Annotated in this window: 15 protein-coding genes; 11 read left to right on the top strand and 4 right to left on the bottom strand. The window is 69.5% G+C overall.

Features of this window, described 5'->3' with window-relative positions; all coding sequences use genetic code 11:
- The first annotated feature begins 260 nt into the window (after nt 1-260).
- The 4 genes from D7X74_RS25470 to D7X74_RS25485 all read left to right on the top strand — a co-directional run bounded on the left by D7X74_RS25470 (nt 261) and on the right by D7X74_RS25485 (nt 6,462).
- Complete coding sequence (locus tag D7X74_RS25470; RefSeq protein ID WP_147444321.1) at nt 261-2,456, top strand: hypothetical protein; 2,196 nt, start codon at nt 261-263, stop codon at nt 2,454-2,456.
- Between the two features lie 152 nt (nt 2,457-2,608).
- Nucleotides 2,609-3,685 (top strand): glucodextranase DOMON-like domain-containing protein, encoded by a 1,077-nt coding sequence (locus D7X74_RS25475; protein ID WP_120535602.1) that lies wholly within the window; start codon nt 2,609-2,611, stop codon nt 3,683-3,685.
- Nucleotides 3,686-3,828: 143 nt separating this feature from the next.
- Complete coding sequence (locus D7X74_RS25480) at nt 3,829-5,199, top strand: AHH domain-containing protein (protein WP_120535603.1); 1,371 nt, start codon at nt 3,829-3,831, stop codon at nt 5,197-5,199.
- 15 nt (nt 5,200-5,214) lie between these two features.
- Nucleotides 5,215-6,462 carry an imm11 family protein gene (locus D7X74_RS25485; protein ID WP_120535604.1) on the top strand — a complete coding sequence of 416 codons (1,248 nt, stop codon included), beginning with the start codon at nt 5,215-5,217 and terminating at the stop codon, nt 6,460-6,462.
- 10 nt (nt 6,463-6,472) lie between these two features.
- Here the strand turns inward: D7X74_RS25485 and D7X74_RS25490 are convergent, their stop codons facing one another.
- Nucleotides 6,473-8,140, bottom strand: a complete 1,668-nt coding sequence (locus D7X74_RS25490) for an alpha-amylase family glycosyl hydrolase (protein ID WP_120535605.1) — start codon at nt 8,138-8,140, stop codon at nt 6,473-6,475.
- A gap of 90 nt (nt 8,141-8,230) precedes the next feature.
- Here D7X74_RS25490 and D7X74_RS25495 point away from each other — a divergent pair, with 90 nt between their 5' ends.
- The 3 genes from D7X74_RS25495 (at nt 8,231) to D7X74_RS25505 (ending at nt 12,151) form a co-directional block, all read left to right on the top strand.
- Nucleotides 8,231-9,571 carry a DUF4032 domain-containing protein gene (locus D7X74_RS25495; RefSeq protein ID WP_120535606.1) on the top strand — a complete coding sequence of 447 codons (1,341 nt, stop codon included), beginning with the start codon at nt 8,231-8,233 and terminating at the stop codon, nt 9,569-9,571.
- A gap of 185 nt (nt 9,572-9,756) precedes the next feature.
- Nucleotides 9,757-11,166, top strand: a complete 1,410-nt coding sequence (locus tag D7X74_RS25500) for a di-heme oxidoredictase family protein (RefSeq protein WP_233602249.1) — start codon at nt 9,757-9,759, stop codon at nt 11,164-11,166.
- Between the two features lie 154 nt (nt 11,167-11,320).
- On the top strand, nt 11,321-12,151 hold the full coding sequence (locus D7X74_RS25505) for a hypothetical protein (protein WP_120535608.1): 831 nt from the start codon (nt 11,321-11,323) through the stop codon (nt 12,149-12,151).
- A gap of 32 nt (nt 12,152-12,183) precedes the next feature.
- Here the strand turns inward: D7X74_RS25505 and D7X74_RS25510 are convergent, their stop codons facing one another.
- On the bottom strand, nt 12,184-14,013 hold the full coding sequence (locus D7X74_RS25510) for a metallophosphoesterase (RefSeq protein ID WP_199741892.1): 1,830 nt from the start codon (nt 14,011-14,013) through the stop codon (nt 12,184-12,186).
- Between the two features lie 165 nt (nt 14,014-14,178).
- Here D7X74_RS25510 and D7X74_RS25515 point away from each other — a divergent pair, with 165 nt between their 5' ends.
- From D7X74_RS25515 to D7X74_RS25530, 4 genes are all read left to right on the top strand, one after another.
- Entirely contained in the window at nt 14,179-14,640 is a 462-nt protein-coding gene (locus D7X74_RS25515; RefSeq protein ID WP_120535609.1) for a thioesterase family protein, read from the top strand.
- A 96-nt stretch (nt 14,641-14,736) separates the two neighbouring features.
- Nucleotides 14,737-15,954, top strand: coding sequence for a GAF domain-containing sensor histidine kinase (locus tag D7X74_RS25520; protein ID WP_120535610.1), 1,218 nt, complete (start codon nt 14,737-14,739; stop codon nt 15,952-15,954).
- A 57-nt stretch (nt 15,955-16,011) separates the two neighbouring features.
- Nucleotides 16,012-16,617 carry a DUF6310 domain-containing protein gene (locus tag D7X74_RS25525; RefSeq protein ID WP_233602250.1) on the top strand — a complete coding sequence of 202 codons (606 nt, stop codon included), beginning with the start codon at nt 16,012-16,014 and terminating at the stop codon, nt 16,615-16,617.
- Nucleotides 16,614-17,369, top strand: coding sequence for a DUF5953 family protein (locus tag D7X74_RS25530; protein ID WP_120535611.1), 756 nt, complete (start codon nt 16,614-16,616; stop codon nt 17,367-17,369). Before D7X74_RS25525 ends, D7X74_RS25530 begins: the two co-directional genes overlap by 4 nt.
- A 3-nt stretch (nt 17,370-17,372) precedes the next feature.
- Here D7X74_RS25530 and D7X74_RS25535 read toward each other — a convergent pair whose 3' ends face one another.
- Nucleotides 17,373-19,397 (bottom strand): PTS fructose-like transporter subunit IIB, encoded by a 2,025-nt coding sequence (locus D7X74_RS25535; protein ID WP_199741893.1) that lies wholly within the window; start codon nt 19,395-19,397, stop codon nt 17,373-17,375.
- A gap of 29 nt (nt 19,398-19,426) precedes the next feature.
- A partial coding sequence (locus D7X74_RS25540; RefSeq protein ID WP_233602251.1) for a PfkB family carbohydrate kinase occupies nt 19,427-19,675 on the bottom strand: 249 nt, incomplete at its 5' end.

Here is a 19,675-nt window from a genome sequence, read left to right on the forward strand (position 1 = left end):
CCCCCGCGGAGGCCCCGGCCGCCGCGACGCCGGTCCCGGCGCCCGCGCCCGCGCCGGCCGCTCCGGCTGGAACGACCGTGGCCCCGACTCCGGCGCCGACGACCGCTACGCCGACGAAGTAACTGGCGGACTGTTCAAAAACAGTCTGTTTCAAGGTTTGATGCAACACGGGGAGGGCTGCCGCGGCGAACCCGCGGCGCCCCGGGAGAGGGGATGACCCCCCTCAGACTCACGTTTTCGAGAAGGGTTTTCCGAACATCATGAAGATTCGTACGAATGTGGTGCGGGGAGCGTGTGTGCTCTCCGTGGCGGCCGGCCTGGTTCCCGGGGCGGTCATGGCGCAGGACAGCGGCCCCAAGCTCACCATTGGTGGCACGACCTATACCAAGTACCTCTGGGGCAACCAGCGGGACCAGGGCGCGCTCTACAACTTCTCCACGGTGCCCGGTGAGGGCTACGGCGACAACGGTATCGGCACGGAGCTGGAACTGCTCCTCAACGCGAAGATCTCCCCGCAGGTGGAGGTCAACGGCCGCATCCACAGCCGCTTCAACCAGAACTTCTGGACGAACTTCGGCGGCTTCGGCGGCAACGCGGCGGGGCCCTGCATCGCGGGTGACTGCGGCGAGTTCGATCCGCGCTCCAACCAGTACATCAAGCTGCGCGGCATGTCGGTGACGCTGCGTCCGGGCTACCTCATCGACTCGGCGCTCATCGGCGCGACGGACCTGGGCCAGTTCGACCCGTTCGTCATCGGCCGGGTGCGCTACATCGACCGCGACAACGCGGCGGCCATCATGGTGCAGGGCTCCAACCTGGACCGGAAGATCACCTGGGACGCGGCGCGCATCTCGCTGCCCCGCCTCTGGGCCGGCCCGAACTTCAGCACGGGCGCCTTCCACGCGCGTGACGCGGCGTACGGCTTCCAGGCGAAGTACACCCCGACGGAGCTGTTCGACATCGGCGGCATCTTCCAGTACGCGAACGACCAGGAGATCCGCGCGGACGACACGAACCTGGACGACGGGCGTGACCTGACGCCGCGCTACCGCAACGGCGTGGGCGGCCTGAAGGCCGGCCTGCACATGGGTTCGTGGCTGGACGTGCGCGCGGCCGCGTACACGTCGTACTCGAACGCGGACCCCATCCTGTCGCCGAAGAGCTTTGGCGTCGGTGGCTACAGCGCGGTGCTGGCCGGTCACCACACGGACCAGACGTACATGCTGAACGCGTCGCTCAACGACCCGCTGGACGTGGGCCTGTCGCTGAACTTCCAGCTCTTCAGCATCGGTTCGGACTACGTGGCGGTGATGGCCAGCCGCCGTGAAGCCGACGTGCTCCTGACGGAAGGCCACGACGGCAGCTTCGCGTTCCCCGGCCCGTCCAACGCCTCCTACGGCAGCTACAGCGGCAACCCCACGCGCATCGGCTACGGCGGCTGGTCCAGCGAGTCGCAGCAGGTGGCGACCATCAACGTGGACAACGACTTCACGGACTTCGACGAGCCCTTCGCGGAGACGGCGATCGGCTGGAAGGGCGCGACGGCGAACCCGGTCTACACGAACGGCGCGCTGGAGGTCGGGGGTGAGTATTCCTTCATCACCTACAACACCAACTGGCAGGCGTACGGCAGCGCGGACAAGCCGCTGGGCGACAGCCAGTATCCGGGCACGGAGCTGGACTCCGGCGTGGGCCACAACTACCGCACGGCCTACCAGCCCTTCCAGGACAAGCGCACGCACCTCATCGCGCTGCGCGCCAAGTACGTCGTGGACGTGCTCAAGGGCATCGATGTGTTCGGCAAGTTCAAGTACATCCATGAGAACGACAAGCGCCTGAACGACCCGCGCTTCCTGCCGTTCCAGCAGGGTGCGTGCGCCGGCGGCCTGGTGGCGTGCGACAACTCGCTCGTCAACGAGTACAGCCCGGGCAACAGCACCTCCGGCCTGTATGGCAACCCGAACGTCATCACCAACAGCCAGGGTGACTCGGGCTACCAGTTCAAGCCGTTCGACAACATCGCGGACGACGACCGGGTGCTGGACTACACGACGTTCACGGCGGGCGCTGGCTACCAGTTCACGGACGACCTGTACCTGTCCGCCAGCTACTCCAAGTTCTTCGCGGACCTGCTGGACGGCAACACGGCGTTCCAGGCGTACAGCAACCACGAGATGGCGTCCGGCAAGCACAACAAGAACCAGGTCCTCGTGAAGGCGCGCTACATCCTGTCCGGCGTGGAGTTCGGTCTGGAGGGCCAGTACGCGTTCGGCACCTTCCGTCCCGACTTTGGCGACGGCTACGTGGTGCAGTACGCGGATGAGGACATCGCCAAGGGCCACAACGTGGCGGTGGGCTCGCGTGGCTTCACCGGCCGCAACGGCGGTTGGAACAGCCTGGAAGAGCGCAACTTCGACCACATGCGCGTCAAGGCGTTCATGAAGGCGCAGTTCTAGTCGCGCTCGCTCCCCGGAGGCCCTGACGGGCTTTCCGTGGGAGGCGATGGAGCCCGGGGCGCCTTCAGGACAGGCACTCCGGGCTCCTTGCGTTTGGGGCACCGCGCGATACACCTCCGAGGGTCGTTCCCCCTTCGTGCTCGAGGTGTCCCGTGCTCCTGCGCCGCCGCGGCCTGTCCGCGTTCCTGCTCGCCTCCACCCTGGCCGCGTGTTCGGGGGCGCGCACGCACGAGGACTCGCTGCTCTTCCGCATGGAGGACCCGGTGGGGGACGACCATGGTGATGGGGAGCTGGTCTATCCGCGCCGGACCGACCTGGGGCGGGGCGACCTGGACGTGGTGTCGGTGGCGGCGTTCGCGGACGGCGAGGCGACGCGCTTCGAGGTGACGTTCGCGCACCCCATCGCGAAGCCGTCGCGCGCGCAGGCGGTGGACATTGGCGGCTCCACGGTGGCGGACCGGGCGCGGCACGGCTTCTACACGTTCAACGTGGACCTCTACCTGGACACGGACGGGGTGCCGGGCTCCGGCCGCACGGACACGCTGCCGGGGCGTGCGCTCACGCTGGCGCCGGACTCCGCCTGGGAGAAGGTGGTGGTGCTGACGCCGCGTCCGTATGAAGCGCGCGAGATGCTGCGCAAGCACTGGCGCGAGACGGCGCTGCGCGAGTACCAGGAGAAGACGGGCCCCATCGGCGGCAAGGTGGAGACGGAGCTGAACGCGGCGGCCGAACAGGACCTGGAGGCGAAGGTGTTCTTTCCCACCGTCATCCAGGTGAGTGGCCGCACGGTGATGTTCCAGGTACCGGACCGCTTCCTGGGCAAGCACGCGCAGCCGGGCTGGGGTTACGGCGTCGCGGTGACGGGGGCGTCCATCGACCGGCGGGTGGCGCTGGGCGGGATGTTCGGCGGCGTCACCGAAGGGGGCCCGAGGCTGATGGCGATGGGCATCGCGCCGGGCGAGCCGGTCAACGACCGCTTCGGCGGGGGCCGCAAGGGCGACCCTTCACAGTCGCCGGTGGTGGACCTGCTGGTGCCTCCGGGTGAAACGCAGGAGGCGGTGCTGGGGGCCGCGAAGCCGGCGTGGACGATGGTGGTGCCTTCAGGGCGTAAGGCGGCTCCGGCGGTGATTCCGGAACCGGATGCGGGGACCGTGGACGCGGGCGTGCTTGAGGTGGCTCCGACGGGGGAGGATGCGGGGACGGGGGATGCGGGCGGTTCCGTGCCCTGATGTTCGCGGTCGGATGCGGTACGTCCCGCGCTGCGTCCTCGTATTGTCGGATGTGTTTGGGCGGATGCACGCATGCCGACGCGCTACTGCTCTCTGCGTGAGGGGCGTGGCTGTCGTGCAGTTGGCGTGCACAGGATGCGTCCATGTCCTTGTGTCGGAGCTGGGCCGTCGCGGTGGTGCTGGTGCTGCTGGGCACGGGGTGTTCGGCGGCGCGCGTCGTGCGCCTGGACACGGGACGGGGCGCGGCTGTCGTCCACTCGCCACGGGCGGAGAGCGCTCCGGGGGTGTTGGAGGAGGACGCGTTCGCGGAGGCGGTGAAGACGCTGGCGGAGGATGCGCCGGTGTCCGTGCGCCCGAGGGAAGAGGCGTACCGGCTGTTCGCGGGCTCCTTCTCTTCGAAGGCGTACTCGCGGGTCCGGGGGCGCCTGGGATTGGTGTCCGTGGAGGAGCCTCCACGCTTGCGACTGTTGGGGGAGGAGGACGGCGCGGACGCGGAGCTGGCGCGCGCCTACGGACGGTGGTGTCAGCGCAAGCAGACGCCTGGTGACTGTCTCCAGTTGCTGGAACTGGGGCCGACGCTGGATGAGGACGCCCGGCGCACGCTGGCGTTCGCCATCGCGTTGGATTCGGTGTGGGAGGAGACGGCCGAGGCGCTGGTGGGGATGACGAACCGGGAGGCGGTGCTCGCCACCGTCGTGGCGACGGGGACGGTGTACCTGTGCCTGTGGGCATTGCCGGAGCCGGTGTCGAAGGGGGTCGCGGCGGTGATGACGGTGGTGCTGATTGGCTACCTGGGCATCGACACGGTGTTGGACCTCATCCGTGGATGGAGGGTGCTGTCCGAGCAGGTGAGGGGGGCGAGGAGCTTCGATGAAGTGCGCGACGCGGGGGAGCAGTACGGGGAGGTGCTGGGAGAGAACGCGGCGCGGGCCTTCGTGATGCTGGCCACGGCGGCGGTGGGCAGCACGGCGCAGACGCTGGCCTCGAAGGTGCCGGTGCTGCCGGGCTCAGGACAGGCCGCGGTGGTGGCGGCGGAGCAGGCCGGGGTGCGGTTGGGTGCGGTGGCGCAGGTGGAGTCGGTGGCGGTGGCCACGGATGGGGTCATCACCCTGGCCCTGGCGCCGACCGCGATGGCGATGGCGGCGCGGGAAGAAGGGGGCCCTCCTGTCGCGAGTGGTGTGGATGGCGAGGGACATGAGCACCACATCGCTTCGAACAAGTGGTGGAGCGCTACGAACCGTGGTGGGCCGTGGTCTCCGCAGTTCCAGAAGATCTTCGACAAGGCAGGCATGTCTCTCGATGATCCGGCGAACAAAGTGCGGGTTCCAGGGCACAAAGGGCCTCACCCTCGGGAGTACCACGAGGAGGTCTTGCGGACCTTGAATCGGCTGACGAAAGATTGCAGCTCCACGGAGCGATGTAGGGCGGCGCTGACGAAGGCACTGGAGGGGCTCGCCAAGGAGATCCGCGCGCCGAATACCAAGTTGAATCGGTTGATTACGGGCGGTGAGTGACGCAGAAGGTGCTCCATGGCAGTGCGATACTTTGATCTTGCCGAAGATGTAGCTGAAGGCTTCTGGTGCCTGGGACATCCCCTGGACTCTGAGGGACGAGAACTCGATGATCCCTGGCAGTTCACAAGAGGGGCACTGGCGCACTTCACGGGGCAAGTCCGCTTTCCTCTGAGTCTCGAGGGGAAGGCGCGCGACTTCTCGCACGCTGCATTTGGCACTCCCGTCGTCCATGCCAGAGTGGCGTCCCTCTTCAAGGAGCTGGCTCCTGAGGGCGTGGAGCTGATTCCTGTCGAGGTCGACTCCCACTCCGGTCCGTACTTCATTCTCAATGCCACCCGCGCGATTGCCTGCGTCGACGTCGAAGCCTCGGAGGAGGTGAATTACTGGAAGGAAGAGGACGGCTTCCCGGAGAAGGTTGGAACCTTTTTTTCGCTCTACGGGATGCGCATCGACCCGTCGAAGGTGGGCGATGCGAAGGTGTTCCGTCCCTCGGAATGGGATGTCGCTCTCATTGTGTCCGAGGACATCAAGGAGGCGATGGAACGCGCAGGCATCACGGGTGCGAAGTTCAAGGAGGTGACCGGTCCCAGCACCGTCGACCCCGTGATGCGCGCGGAGACGAAGAAGCGCCGTGAACTGTGGGATCAGGCGCAAGCTGCCCGTGAGTCTTTCTGGCGTGGGCTGGGCACGCTGGAGGCGGGGTCCGTTATCTCCATGGTCCTCGGAGGTGACTGGCCCGCGGGAAGCCAGGCGTGGCGGGTCATCCGCCGTCCCTCAGGAAACACGCTGGTGGTGACGGACGGCCTGTCCGCCCCCTTCGCGGACATCCTGGACCGGCCCACCGCGGGCTTCGGGTTCGAGCTCGCCATGGAGACACCGGAGGCGTTGCCGGACCTGGAGAAGAGCTGGCTGGTGCAGTTGCTCGAACGCGTGGGCAACGAGCTTGCGGGCCACGAGAAGCTGCGCGGCGCGCTGGAGCGCGGAACCCTGTCCATGGAGGTGGCCGGGACGCACCTGCCCGAAACACTGCTCACCCAGGAAGGGCGCGCGGCGGTGCTGCTGGGCATGGCGACGGACTCCCTGCCCGCGCGCTTCCCGGTGCCCGGAGGCGACGTGCGGCTGGTGACCGTGAAGGCGCTGCTCCCGTCGGAGCTGAAGTGGATGCTCCAGCAGGGCCGGGGCGGCGCGGCGGAGCTGGCGCGGCGCTTCACCGAAGCGGGAGACGGCCATGTCTCCCGCTCCTGGCGACAGCCCGTCGTCTGACGGAACGTGCCTACTGCACCCGCCAGATGCCGGTGCCGCGCGCGGGCACGGTCGTCTTCCAGGCCCCCGAGCCCCCCGTGGGCGGCGACACGCCAGTGTCCGTGAACAGGGGCTCCACCGCCGTGCCCTCCACGTCGAAAGGCCCTGCCGTGACCTGCGCGTTGGAGAAGTTGTGCACCACCAGCACCCGCTCGTCGTCCACCGTGCGCACGAACGCGAGCGTGGTGGACGGGCCTGTCGTCGGTGTGAAGAGGCGCAGGTCGCCCGTGCGCAGCGCCTCCGAACCCTGCCGTGCGCGCAGCAGCGCCTTGTAGCGCGACAACAGCGAGCCCGGCGCGGCCTTCTGCGTCTCCACGTTGGCCGTGTCCTTCCCGCTGGAGAAGCCGTACCACGGCGAGCCCGTGGTGAAGCCTCCGCCCGCCGCGGACGTCCACGGCATCGGCGTGCGCTTGGACTCGTCGTTGTTGGCCGCGCCGTTGCCCAGCCCCACCTCTTCGCCGTAGTAGAGGAATGGCGCGCCCGGCAGCGTCAGCAGCACCGCCGCCGCCAGCCCCAGCTTCGAGGTGTCACCGGAGAACTGTGTCGCCACGCGCACCATGTCGTGGTTGGTGAGGAAGGGCGCATCCACCACCCCGGCCGGGTAGTTGTTGCGCATCTCCAGGAACTTCGACGCCACGCCCCCGGCGTTGCCCGCGTTGATGCCCGCGAGCACCCGCTCCGACAGCGGGAAGTTGAAGTTGATGGGCAGCTCGTCCCCGCCCGGCACCTGCGCCGTGGAGCCGTAGTACTTCGCCACCGACGGGGTCTCGCTCCAGTTCTCCCCCACCAGCACTGCGTCCGGCTTCACCGAGCGCACGTGCGCGGCGAACTCCTTCCAGAACGCGTGCGTCTCCGCCGTGTCCGACTGTCCGGCGCCGCCGCCCGTCTCGATGAGGTAGCGGGCCGCGTCCAGCCGGAAGCCGTCCACGCCCCGCGACAGCCACACCGTGGCCAGGCGCTTGACCTCCTCGCGCACCGCGACCGTCTGGAGGTTGAGGTCCGGCATCCCGCTCCAGAACACGCCGTAGTACCAGGCGCCGTTGCGCTCGTGCCACGTGTCCGTCTGCGAGAAGGCGGGGTCCCACGGCTGCTTCCACGCCGGGTTGTTGGCCCGCCACTGATACCAGTCCCGCTTCGCCGACTGCGGTGACGACGCCGACTCCACGAACCACGGGTGCGCGGAGCTGCTGTGATTGATGACGAAGTCCAGGATGACGCGCATGCCCCGGCGGTGCGCTTCGTCACACAGCTTCTGCAGGTCCTCCAGCGTGCCGTACGCGGGCTGGATGCGCTCGTAATCGACGACGTCGTAGCCGTGGTAGCTGGGCGACGCGAACACCGGCATCAACCACAGCGCGTCCACGCCCAGGTCGTCCGTCGTCGCCGGATTGCCGTCGTTCAGGTAGTCCAGCCGCGAGATGAGCCCCGGCAGGTCGCCCACGCCGTCGCCGTTGGAGTCCTGGAAGCTGCGGACGAAGACTTCATAGAACACCGCGCCCCGGTACCAACCATCACCCGCGGGCGCGGCGAGCGTCACGGTGCCCGGCGCGGGCGGAGAGACGGTGGGCGGGGGCGAGGAGCGCGCGCAAGCCGACAGCAGGGCCGCGCTGAACAGGGAGAGGCCGCGGAGGGGACGCATGGTCCCTAGCTCTAACAGCGAACGTTCCACCCCGGCCAGCGCCCGCGCCGCGTGAAGCGCGCTCCCCAGGACAGTAGGCTTGTGGCCGCCATGTCCCACCCCGTGCGCCGCCTCCACTCCCTGCACATCCGACAGGGACACCCGGACTTCCTCGACCTGCCATGGGAGCTGCCCCTGGAGGCGTGGCCGGAGCGTTCACCCCGGGTGGTGGAGGTGCCGCGCGGTCTGTCCCGGCACGTGGTGGTGTTCGTCAGCTACGGCGCCACCATCTACGCCTTCAAGGAGACGCCCGCGCGCGTGGCCCAGCGCGAGTATGACCTGTTGCGCGGCCTGGAGGAGCGCCGGCTGCCGTCGGTGGTCCCCGTGGGGCTGGCGGTCCAGACGGAGGCGGGTGGCGAGTCCTCCGCGCCGGATGACCGCCCCGGGGTGCTCATCACGCAATACCTGGCCTCGTCGCTGCCGTACCGCGCGCTGTTCATGCACCAGGGCCTGGAGCGCTACCGTTCGCGGCTGCTGGACGCGATGGCGGGCCTGCTGGTGCGCCTGCACCTGGGCGGCTTCTTCTGGGGCGACTGCTCGCTCTCCAACGTGCTCTTTCGCCGCGACGCGGGCGAATTGCAGGCGTACGCGGTGGACGCGGAGACGTCCGAGCTGCACGAACAGCTCTCCTCCGGCCAGCGGGAGATGGACCTGCAGATCATGGAGGAGAACGTCGCGGGGGGACTCGCGGACCTGGCCGCGCGCGTGGCGCTGCCCGAGGAGCTGGAGGACTGGCAGGAGACCGCCACCAGCATCCGCCAGCGCTATGAGCGGCTGTGGGCTGAAATCAACCGTGAGCTCATCCTCCAGCCGCACGAGAGCTACCGAATCCACGAGCGCATCCGCACGCTCAACGACCTGGGCTTCTCCGTGGGCGAGGTGGAGCTGCTGGCGAACGGGCAGGGCAGCCAGCTGCGCATGCGCACCATCGTGACGGACCGCGAGTACCACCGGCACCAGCTCCACACGCTCACCGGCATCGTCGCGGAGGAGCGCCAGGCGAGCCTGCTGCTCAACGAGATGCAGGAGATGAAGGCCACGCTGACGCGCAAGCTGGACCGAAGCGTGCCCCTGAGCGTGGCCGCGTTCCGCTGGCTGGACGAGCGCTACCACCCCACGCTGTCGCGCCTGCAGAAGGACCTGGGCCGCGCGGCGGACACCGCGGAGCTCTACTGCCAGGTGCTGGAGCACAAGTGGTTCCTGTCCGAGCGCGCGAAGCGCGACGTGGGTCTGGACGCGGCGCTCCAGGATTACGTGACGCTCAATCGCAAACAGCCCGGCATCGCGCCGCTCCTGGAGGATGCGTCGCGGGCCGCGAGCGCGGAGGCGGAGGCGGAGGACCCCGCCGCGGCCGCCCTGGAGTCCCGGCTGCCCCCCAGGTCGAACGTCTGAGGTCAGCTTTGACCATGTAACCTGGAAAGTCACGTTTCGACGCAGGCTGTGGATTTCAATGTCACACGCACCGCATCATCGAACGCCATGACAGGCATTGTGCCCGGGGAACCGCTGCCCCGGCTTCTGGCACGCGGCATGTAGGGTGACACCGTGGGGGGCCTTGTGCCCGCCGCGCGCGAACCATGCCCTCTTCCCGAAACCGCTGGTGGATGACGTCGCTGGGGGCCGCCCTGGGCCTGTTGCTGTCGGCCGCGGCGCCTCCTCCGGAGCCGGACCTCCAGGCCCCGGCGGAGGACCCGCGGAAGGTGCCCGCCGCGCGCTCCGGGGGCGCGACGACGGTCTACGACACCTCGCACAACGCCTTTGGCCGGGCCCTGGCGAACATGGACCCGGGCCGCTGGACGCCGATGGCCGACGGCAAGCGGCTGTTCATGAAGGACTGGAGCCGGGCACCCCAGGCGGTCGCGGGCCCGCTGTCGAACGCCGTCCGGTGCAATGGCTGTCATTTCAAGGACGGCCGGGGACGGCCGCTGGCGGAGCTGGGCACGGAGGCGCCGCTGCTCGTGCGCCTGAGCGTGCCGTCGCGCCGCGTCCCGGGGGGCGTCCCCGAGCCGACCTACGGTGGTCAGTTCAACGACCGGTCCATCCCGGGCGTGCCCGCGGAGGGCGCGCTGGAGGTGGCGTACGCGGAGGTTCCCGGCACGTACCCGGATGGCGCTGGCTATGTCGTGCGCCGGCCCGACGTGCGACTGGCCCGGCTGGCCTACGGCAAGCTCGCCGCGCACACGCAGCGCTCGGCGCGCATCTCCTCGCCCGTGTTCGGCCTGGGCCTGCTGGAGGCCGTTCCCGAAGAGGACATCCTGGCGCTGGCGGATCCGGACGACCGCGACGGGGACGGCGTCTCCGGCCGGCCCAACCGCGTGGTCGACGCGCGCACGGGAGCTGCGCGCCTGGGCCGCTTCGGCTGGAAGGCCAACCAGCCCTCGGTGCGGCAGCAGGCGGCCCGGGCCTTCTCGGAGGACCTGGGGCTCACGTCCCCCCTGTACCCGGAGCGCACCTGCACCGCGAAGCAGGCCCGCTGCCGCGCACAGGCGGCGCCGGAGGGGCCCGTGCTGGACGACGCGGCCCTGGACAGCGTGACGCTCTATCTGCGCGTGCTGGCGGTGCCCGCGCGCCGCGACGTGGCCGACCCCACGGTGGTGCGCGGGCAGGCCCTGTTCCAGCAGGTGGGCTGCGCCACATGCCACCGACCGACCCTGCGCACCGGCGACGTGGCCGACCTCCCGGAGCTGTCGCGGCAGGACCTCCAGCCGTTCACGGACCTGCTGCTGCACGACATGGGCGAGGGACTCGCGGACGGCCGGCCCGACGCGGAGGCCAGCGGCTCCGAGTGGCGCACGCCGCCCCTGTGGGGCCTGGGCCTGCTGGAGGCCGTCAACCGCCAGGTGCGCATGCTCCACGACGGCCGCGCGCGCACCTTCGAGGAGGCCATTCTGTGGCATGGCGGCGAGGCCGCGGGCGCGAAGGAGCGCTTCACCCGGCTGGAGCGCGGGGAGCGTGAGGCGCTCGTGACCTTCCTGCGCTCGCTCTGACGGCATGTCTGTGTATCCGGACGCGCTACAAAGCCTTGCACCGTTTTGACGCACTTCCCTCTGAGGACCTGGAAATCGGATTGATGGCACGGCGCATGAAGACACCCGGTGCGCGCTTCCATGGATTACCCGTGGAGCGCCTCCGGAGTCCCCCATGCGTCTTTTCAACCGTCTTGCCCAGTCCAGCCTGGCCGCGTTGTTCGTCGTGGCCCTTCCGTTCGCGCAGGCGCAGGCCGAGGAGTGCGTGACCTTCAATGGCATCAATCACTGTGGGATGGGGAAGGCGCAGCTGAGGCTGAACGGGAAGGAGCTGCAGGTCGTGTCTCCGTACGGGGCCGCCGAGGACGGCGTGGCCATCTTCACGGAGGGGTCCACGGTCTGGAGCGCGGGCTTCCGCAGCCAGCCCTCGGGCCAGGGCGTGGAGCAGACGGTGCTGACGGGTGAGTCCGAAGGCGCGGCGGCCAGCACCGCCACCCTCCGGACCGAAGGAGGCCGGACGTCCTATGCGGCCACCTTCACGGCGGCGACGCCGGACCAGTCCACGTACACTGCGACGGTGTATTCGCAGGGGCAGCGCGTGGCCTCCGTGAGTGGCGTGCGCTACGGCGACGTGGGCGTCACGCAGGTGCCGGGCCGGGTCATCAGCGGCATCACGCCGACCTGCACGAACCAGGGCTACAGCGCCTGTATGGCGTCGTGCACCTACGCCAACTGCAACTACTGCACCGTCCCGTGCCGTCGCACCTTCCACCGCCTGGAACTCAGCGGCGCCTGTGTCTGGAGCATGCAGGTGGAGCGGGCGAACTTCCAGCTGGCGCAGCTGGGCGCCGCCGCGCAGGTCGTCGAGGGTGACATGGTGGAGCTGACCGAGGAGATTGATCCGAGCGGCAGCTACCCGTACGTGAACTTCGACCGCATCCTCGTCCAGAGCACGGCGAAGGTCACGACGCTCACGGACGTGCAGGCGAACGGCAACACGAAGTAGTCACCGTCGCATGTCGGCCGCCCCTCCGTGCTTCAGATGCGGATGGGCGGCTCGATGAGGAACGGCTCGGTGGCCTTCGGGTCATCCGGGTCGAACGCGGGCGCCAGGGGCCCCGCGCCCGTGGGCTTCCACCTGCGGGGCACGCGCTCCAGGCCCACCGGGTAGATGGTCAGCGCCCCGTCCTTGCCAATGCGCATGCGCAGGAAGTTCTTCCAATCCGGCAGCGCGAGCGAACCGAAGGCCTCGTTGGAGTGCGCGCCGAAGAAGTTCACGCACACCCAGAGGTAGAGGCCGGTGATGAACGGGCCCACGAGGAAGCCGCCCACGAACGTGAAGCCACAGGAGAAGAGGAACTTGCCGGCCAGGTGCGCCCACCCGTCCACGCAGTGCGCGCCGTCTGGCATCAGCGTGGGGCAGATGCCCAGCTTGCTCACCGTGAGGTAGGTGCCTCCCCACGCCACGAAGAACGCCGCCGCGATGTGCGCGGCGCCGTGCAGGACTCCCAGCAGCGCGCGCCACCGGCCGAGCGCCGCGTCCGCGAGCCCGGTGAGCCCGCCCACCGTCACCAGCCCGAGGATGAGCGTCCACGGGCGGTTGACCATGCTGTTGCCCACCGCCGTCAGCACCTCCGGCAGTTGGGCCAGGCCCAGGCCTCCCACCTCCGCGTAGGCCGCCAGCGCGAGCAGCAGGTACCACAGGCCGGTGATGAGGCCGAACAGCGGGCTGTAGCGGATGAGCAACAAATTCTTGAGCGCGAGCTTCCGGGAGGTGGCTTCGTCCGGGAAGCTCTTGCGCAGCGTGGAGCCGTCGCGCAGCACGGGGGCCGCGGGCGCGTGCGTGGGGTGCATGAACGCGCCGCCGCCGCCCGCGGTGATGCGGTGCTGGCCGGTGTCGTCCTCGTGCCGGCGGTAGTGGTGCAGGTCGCCCGCGAGGAACACGCAGATGCGCCGCCCGAGCACCTTCTCCTCCAGGTACTCCAGGTTGTTCTCCAGGTAGCTGCCCTTGTTGCGCCGCGAGGCCGCCGCGAGAATCCAGGCGGGCTCCGCGTTGCAGAGGATGACGCGGTCCTTGGGGCCCATCTGCTCGGCCACGTTGCGGAAGTACTCCACCTGGGGCACGTCGATGTCGCTGTTGAGCTGCACGTCCGTGCCGATGAGCCACCAGTCGTGCGGCAGCTTCAGCGCGAAGTAGCTGCGGCTCTGGCGCGTGCGGCGACCCGCCACCCACCGCTGCGCGCAGAACAGCCGCATGAAGGCGGACAGCCCGTCGTACCAGTCGTGGTTGCCCGGGATGACGAACAGGTCCGGGTGGGGCGCCTGCGAGCGGCGCATGGCGGCCTCGTAGGGCTGCACCGTGCGCTCCTCGTAGGTTTCGCGGCTGGCGCCCGGATAGACTTCATCGCCGCCGAACACCAGCACCCGGCCGCGCGGCGTGGTGTGCACCGTCTTGCCGTCCTCCTCCGGCAGCTTCAATTCCGGCAGCGCCAGCAGGCGCGCCACCGCGTAGGTGGAGTCCCAGCCGTCACCGATGTCGGAGACGTAGTCGAGCCACAGGTCGCCATCCGCGCCGGCCTCCTCCGAGTAGTCGAAGTAGGGCGCCTGCGGCCGCACCACCGCTTCAATGAGCCGGTGGTCCGCGCGCGCGCCGAACACCGTGGCCACCACCGCGTCCAGGCCCGTGCGCAGCACCTGCGTGGGATGCAGCCAGCGCACCATGTCCGCGTGCTTCTGGGGCTTGGTGGCGGTGGCGCTGCCCCGCTCGCGCACGAGGTGTGGCGGCGAGGGCAGGGGGCCCGGGTCCTCCCAGGGCGCGGGCGTGTCGTCGCGACGGGCCCCTCCAGGCCGCGTGGGTTCACCCGCCATGGTGGGGACCCGGCAAAGCGGAGGAGGACTGCGGAATAAAAAGCGGCGCCAGGGCGGACCAGAGAGCCATGCACCCCTGGCTTAGCATGTCTGCCCGGGATGCCTGGAGGGCAGGCGGGCATGGTTTCCGTTCCCTGGTGGGACGGTCCTTGCGAGCATGGGGGCATGTCGGATGCGCCCCTGAAGGACTTCCCCGTCGTCGTGCCCTTCCCCGTGCACTGGAGCGAGATGGACGCCTACGGGCACGTGAACAACGCCCGCACGTTCACCTGGTTCGAGTCCGCGCGCATCGCGTACATGGCCCGGGTGGGGCTGGTGGGGCCGTCCGCGGCGGGCAAGGACACGACGGTGGACGGGATTGGTCCCATCCTGGCGAACACGCACGCGGACTACGTGCGGCCGGTGGTGTTTCCGGTGAACCTGGTGGCGGGGGCGCGCGTCACGCGCGTGGGCAATTCCTCCATCACCTTCGAGCACGCGGTGACGGGCGCGGAGGACGGCGTGGTGTACACGCGCGGTGGCTCCATCGTCGTGACGCTGCGCTATGCGACGAACGAGAAGGTGCCGGTGCCCCCGCACATCCGCGCGGCCATCGAGGCGTTGGAAGGCCGCTTGTCTGGCGGCTAGGAGCAGCGTGCTGGCGGTCGTTGTGTCGGGCCGCCACCGTCATCGGCCGGGCATGGCCCGGGCTCCGTCTGGAGTTGAGTTTCGCGAGAAAAAACCATGGCCCGTCTGCCTCCCGCGAATCCCAACATCCTCCCCGTGAAGAGCCTGATGTCGGACGTCGAGGCCATTGGCCGCATCGACGCGGTGAAGACGGTGCTGCGGGTGCTGACCCAGACCACGGGCCTGCGGCTGGCGGTGGTGGCCCGGGTGACGCCGGAGTCGTGGACGTGCTGCGCGGTGCTGGACCAGATGAACTTCGGGTTGCAGGTCGGGGACACGCTGGTCATCTCCACGACGTTCTGCAACACGGTGCAATGCCTGGGGACGCCGCTGGTCGTCAGCCACGCGAGCCAGGATCCGCGCTTCAAGGACCATCCCGCGCCGAAGATGTACGGCATCGAGAGCTACATCGCGGTGCCGCTGTACCGGCGCAACGGGGAGTTCTTTGGGGTGATGTGCGCGCTGGACGCGAAGCCCGCGGACCTCACCGAGGACAAGGTGGAGGTCTTCCGCCACCTGGGGGACCTGGTGGGCTACCAGTTGGAGCAGGAAGAGGTGCTGAACGAGCGCGACACGCAGTTGCTGAGCGCGCACGAGGCCGCGCTCCTGCGCGAGCAGCTGATGGGCATTGTCAGCCATGACCTGCGCAACCCGCTCAATGCCATCTCGCTGGCGGCCACGACGTTGATGCGGCGCACGGACCTGGACGACCGGGCCCGGCGGGGGCTGCGGCGCATCCTGGATTCGTCAGACCGGGCGAACCGCCTCATCCTGGACCTGCTGGACTTCACCCACGTGCGCACGGGCCTGGCGTTGCCGGTGAAGCCGAAGGCCATGGACCTGCATGAAATCACCCAGCAGGTGGTGGACGAGGTGCAGCTCACCGTCCCGGGACGCACGCTGGACGTGGTGTGTGAGGGAAACGCGAGGGGGACGTGGGATCCTGATCGCGTCGCGCAGGTGCTGACCAACCTCATCACCAATGCGGTGCAGTACAGCGCCCCCAGCGCGCACATCCAGGTGGAGACGCGCGGAGAGGCCACGGAGGTCGTGCTGAGCGTGACCAACGCGGGCACGCCCATCCCGAAGGAGCTGCTGCCCGTGCTCTTCGAGCCGATGACCCGGGGCACCACGGAGGGCACCGAGCGCCGCAGCGTGGGCCTGGGCCTGTTCATCGTGAACCAGATCGCCCTGGCGCACGGGGGCCATGTGGAGGTGGTGTCCACGGCGGAGATGGGCACCACCTTCCGGGTGCACCTGCCGCGCAGGGGCTGAGGGCCCTCCTTGACCCGAGGAGTTCCCCTTCCGTAAGGACGGGGGATGCGCTTGGGGATGATGCTTCTGCTGATGTTCGCGGGCTGTGCCACGGCGGAGCCGACGCCGCCGCTGAACCAGGTGGCGGCGCCCTGGGTGATGCCGCTCGCGGGGCCGAAGCCGATCATCCTTCCGGCGCCTGTCGGATTGACGCCTCCGGTGACCGTGATGGTGGACCCTGACGCACGGACGCAGCCGGAGCCGTCCGGAGCGCGTCTTGGGCCGCCCGCGCCGCCGCTGGTTTCAGGACGGCGCCGCCCGGAGTGCGAGCCGATTCCGAAGCCACATCGTGGCGGGGATGCGTTGCACAACTGGTGCGCGGATACGTTTCCGCCGAACGCCTACCCCGGCAAGGACGTGCTGGTGGATGGGAAGCTGTTCGACGCGTTGCAGGTTGGCGCGCCCGTGCTGTGGGAGATCAAGACCGACCGCTTCGAGGCGTACAGTGTTTTCCTCCAGGCGCAGGTGGTCGGCGATCAGGTGGAGGAGTTGCGGCGCGAGAAACGAGTCGCGGAGACGTGTGGATATGGCTTTGTCGTCGGCGTGAGCAGCGCCGCGCACAAAATCGCGCTCGAGCAACAGGAGCGTCTCCTCAATATCGTCGTCACGGAGTGCAAACGATGACAACGCGAAGCTCCCTCGTTCTCATCGTCTATGCGCCTGCACTCGTGGGCAATGATGGGCGCACTCTTGGTGTCGTCCAGGGCTTGGAGCGGGCCTTCCCCGGCGTGCGCATGGAGTGGAAGCTCTCCAAGGAGGGGCAGCCCGTTGCTTTGCCACAGCGGGACGTGTGGCTGGCCGAGGCGGCGGCAAGTGGGAAGTTTCCTCTCGTGTGCAACGGTGACGAGCGCTACCCCGTCACCCTCTATGGGTTGGAGACAAGCGCGCACGATGCCTCGGGTGGCCAAGCGCTGCTCGACGTTCATGCGGGGATGCCGCTGGACACGGCGGGTATCGCGGTGGCGCCGGCGGTGCTGGAGGGGGTGGCGGAAGGTGCGCTCTCATTCTGGGGCCATGCGACGCCCAGCGGCGTCGCAGCGGAGATCTCAAGGCAAACGACCGATCCGGTGCGCAAGCCGGTGACTCCGCCCCGGGGACTGCCAGCGCTCAAATTCCCTGACCAGATTCCCTCACCTGAGATTCCCGGCTTCCTGGGGTGGCTGAACTACTGGTCGCCCGCGACCGCGCGGATCCTCGGGTTCCCGGACCCCTCGCGGGACGCTGAGCTGCTTTCGTTCTCGCGACAGACGGCGAAAGGGGGATGGGTGGTGCGACTCACGGAGGCCCCGCTGGACCTCGACAACCCCGCCCATCTGGACGCTCTCAAGCGTGCGTATGAGCGCTTCCCGGAGATTGGCGGGCGCTCCACGCCTTGAGGTTCACGGCGTCGGCGTGTCGGTCAGGGGCCGCTTGAGCACGATGAGCGCGAGCGTGGTGGCCAGCGTTCCCGCGACGAGCGCCAGCACGTAGTACCCCAGCGGCTGCACGGCGTTGGGGATGGCGAGCACGAAGACGCCGCCGTGTGGCGCCCGGAGCGCGCAGCCGAAGCCCATGGACACCGCTCCCGCGATGGCGGAGCCGAAGACGATGGACGGGATGACGCGCAGCGGATCGCGGGCCGCGTAGGGGATGGCGCCCTCCGTGATGAACGCGAGCCCCAGCACCGCCGCCGCCTTGCCCGCCTCGCGCTCCTGGAGCGTGAAGCGGCTCTTCGCGACCACCGTGGCCAGCGCCAGTCCCAGCGGCGGCGTCATTCCCGCGACCATCACCGCGGCCATTGGCGTGAAGGTGCTGGAGCCCAGCAGGCCCACCGCGAAGGCATAGGCCGCCTTGTTGACCGGCCCTCCGGTGTCGAAGGCCACCATCGCTCCCAGCAACAGGCCCAGCAGCACCGCGTTCGTTCCGGACATGCCCGTGAGGAAGCGCGTGAGCGCCCCCATCAGCGCGGCGACGGGGGCTCCAATGACATACGTCATCAGCAGGCCCACGATGAGCGCGGAGAGCAGCGGGATGACCAGCACCGGCTTGAGTCCTTCCAGGTTCGCGGGCAACCGGATGCGGTCGCGCAGCGTGCGCGCCACGTAGCCCGCGAGGAACCCCGCCGCGATGCCGCCGAGGAACCCGGCGTTGAGCTGGTTCGCCAGCATGCCCCCGATGAACCCCGGTGCGAGCCCCGGACGGTCCGCGATGGAGTACGCGAGGTAGCCCGCGAGCGCGGGCACCATCAGCGCGAACGCCGCGTCTCCAATGCCCTTCAGCGCCGCGGGCAGCGTGCCGGGCTGCTTGTACGCGTCGATGCCGAACACGAACGACAGCGCCAGCAGGAGTCCGCCCGCGACGACGAAGGGCAGCATGAACGACACGCCCGTGAGCAGGTGCTTGTACGCGCCCGCGGGTTCGGCCTTTACGGGCACGCCGAGCGGTGGCGCCGCCACGGGACGGGTCGCGCTCATCGGTTCGGGAAGCGCGAGCGCCTGCTCCACCACGTGGTCCGCCTGCTTCAGCGCTTCACCCACGGAGGTCTGGAGCAGGCGCTTGCCGACGAAGCGCTCCGTGGAGACGTGCGTGTCCGCGCCGATGATGACCGCGTCCGCCTGCGCGATCTCCTCCGGCGTCAGTGTGTTCTTCGCGCCCACGGAACCCTGGGTCTCCACGCGGATGGCGTAGCCCTTCGCGCGGGCCGCGCGCGTGAGGGCCTCCGCCGCCATGAAGGTGTGCGCGATGCCCGTGGGACAGGCCGTCACCGCGACCAGCGTGCCGGCGGGTGTGGAGGTCGGAGGCGTACGCGTCGGAGTGCCCACGGGGTCGGTCCGGCGCGACGCTCCGTCGAGGGGCAGCGTCACATCCGACGGGGACAAGGGCGTGGACGTCAACAGGCCGTGGGGCCGTGGGAAGGAAACCCCCGAGGACGGCTCGGTCTGGCGTGGCGTTCCCGTGGGGAACTGCGAGGCGCGTGTCGAAGCGCCCGGAGACTGTGGCGTTCCCGCGAGCGGCAGCGGGGCGTCCTTGCCCTGCGATGTGGCTTCGGTGCCCTCACGGAGAGGATCCGCTGACGGGACTCCGTGCGCGGCGGCTTCCGCGGTGGCGGTGCGGTGCAGCGTGGCGCGGGCCACGGCCTCGTCGATGATGCGCTCGGTGTCCCGGATGGCCACCGCCGTGGAGGTGCGGACCAACGGCTTGCCCACGAAGCGCGACTCGTCCACGGTGATGTCCGTGGCGAGGATGACCGCGTCCGCCTGCGCCACCGCCGCTTCGTCGAGCGGGGTCCGCACGCCCTCCGCGCCTCGCGTCTCCACCGCGAGGTCGTGCCCCTTGAGATCCGCCACGCGGCGCAGCGCCTCCGCCGCCATGAAGGTATGCGCGATGCCCGTGGGACAGGCGGTGACCGCCACCAGTTTCGCCATCGTCGTCGAGTCCTTGTCGTGCCGTCGTCTCAGGCGTTGCCCAACGGATGCATCCGCACCGCGCCCACCAATGCCGCCACCCGCTCCGGTGTCGGCGGCACCGGCCCCACCCTCGCCAGCTTCCCCGCCGCGAACGCCGTGCCCCGGCGCGCGCAGGTCTCCAGGTCGCTCCCATCCAGGCGCGCCGCCAGCACGCCCGCCACCAACGCGTCGCCCGCGCCCACCGTGCTCGCCACCTCCACCGGCGGCGGCAGTGCCCGCCACGCCCCGTCGTGCGA

Origin of the sequence: Corallococcus sp. CA047B (assembly GCF_003612065.1) — a bacterium.
Taxonomy (GTDB): Bacteria; Myxococcota; Myxococcia; order Myxococcales; family Myxococcaceae; genus Corallococcus; species Corallococcus praedator.

Excerpts from the sequence above, each read along its gene's own strand:
- D7X74_RS25470 (WP_147444321.1), top strand. The coding sequence starts at position 261 with ATGAAGATTCGTACGAATGTGGTGCGGGGAGCGTGTGTGCTCTCCGTG.
- D7X74_RS25480 (WP_120535603.1), top strand. The coding sequence starts at position 3,829 with ATGTCCTTGTGTCGGAGCTGGGCCGTCGCGGTGGTGCTGGTGCTGCTG.
- D7X74_RS25485 (WP_120535604.1), top strand. The coding sequence starts at position 5,215 with ATGGCAGTGCGATACTTTGATCTTGCCGAAGATGTAGCTGAAGGCTTC.
- D7X74_RS25490 (WP_120535605.1), bottom strand. The coding sequence starts at position 8,140 with ATGCGTCCCCTCCGCGGCCTCTCCCTGTTCAGCGCGGCCCTGCTGTCG.
- D7X74_RS25495 (WP_120535606.1), top strand. The coding sequence starts at position 8,231 with ATGTCCCACCCCGTGCGCCGCCTCCACTCCCTGCACATCCGACAGGGA.
- D7X74_RS25500 (WP_233602249.1), top strand. The coding sequence starts at position 9,757 with ATGCCCTCTTCCCGAAACCGCTGGTGGATGACGTCGCTGGGGGCCGCC.
- D7X74_RS25505 (WP_120535608.1), top strand. The coding sequence starts at position 11,321 with ATGCGTCTTTTCAACCGTCTTGCCCAGTCCAGCCTGGCCGCGTTGTTC.
- D7X74_RS25510 (WP_199741892.1), bottom strand. The coding sequence starts at position 14,013 with ATGGCGGGTGAACCCACGCGGCCTGGAGGGGCCCGTCGCGACGACACG.
- D7X74_RS25515 (WP_120535609.1), top strand. The coding sequence starts at position 14,179 with ATGTCGGATGCGCCCCTGAAGGACTTCCCCGTCGTCGTGCCCTTCCCC.
- D7X74_RS25520 (WP_120535610.1), top strand. The coding sequence starts at position 14,737 with ATGGCCCGTCTGCCTCCCGCGAATCCCAACATCCTCCCCGTGAAGAGC.
- D7X74_RS25525 (WP_233602250.1), top strand. The coding sequence starts at position 16,012 with ATGATGCTTCTGCTGATGTTCGCGGGCTGTGCCACGGCGGAGCCGACG.
- D7X74_RS25530 (WP_120535611.1), top strand. The coding sequence starts at position 16,614 with ATGACAACGCGAAGCTCCCTCGTTCTCATCGTCTATGCGCCTGCACTC.
- D7X74_RS25535 (WP_199741893.1), bottom strand. The coding sequence starts at position 19,397 with ATGGCGAAACTGGTGGCGGTCACCGCCTGTCCCACGGGCATCGCGCAT.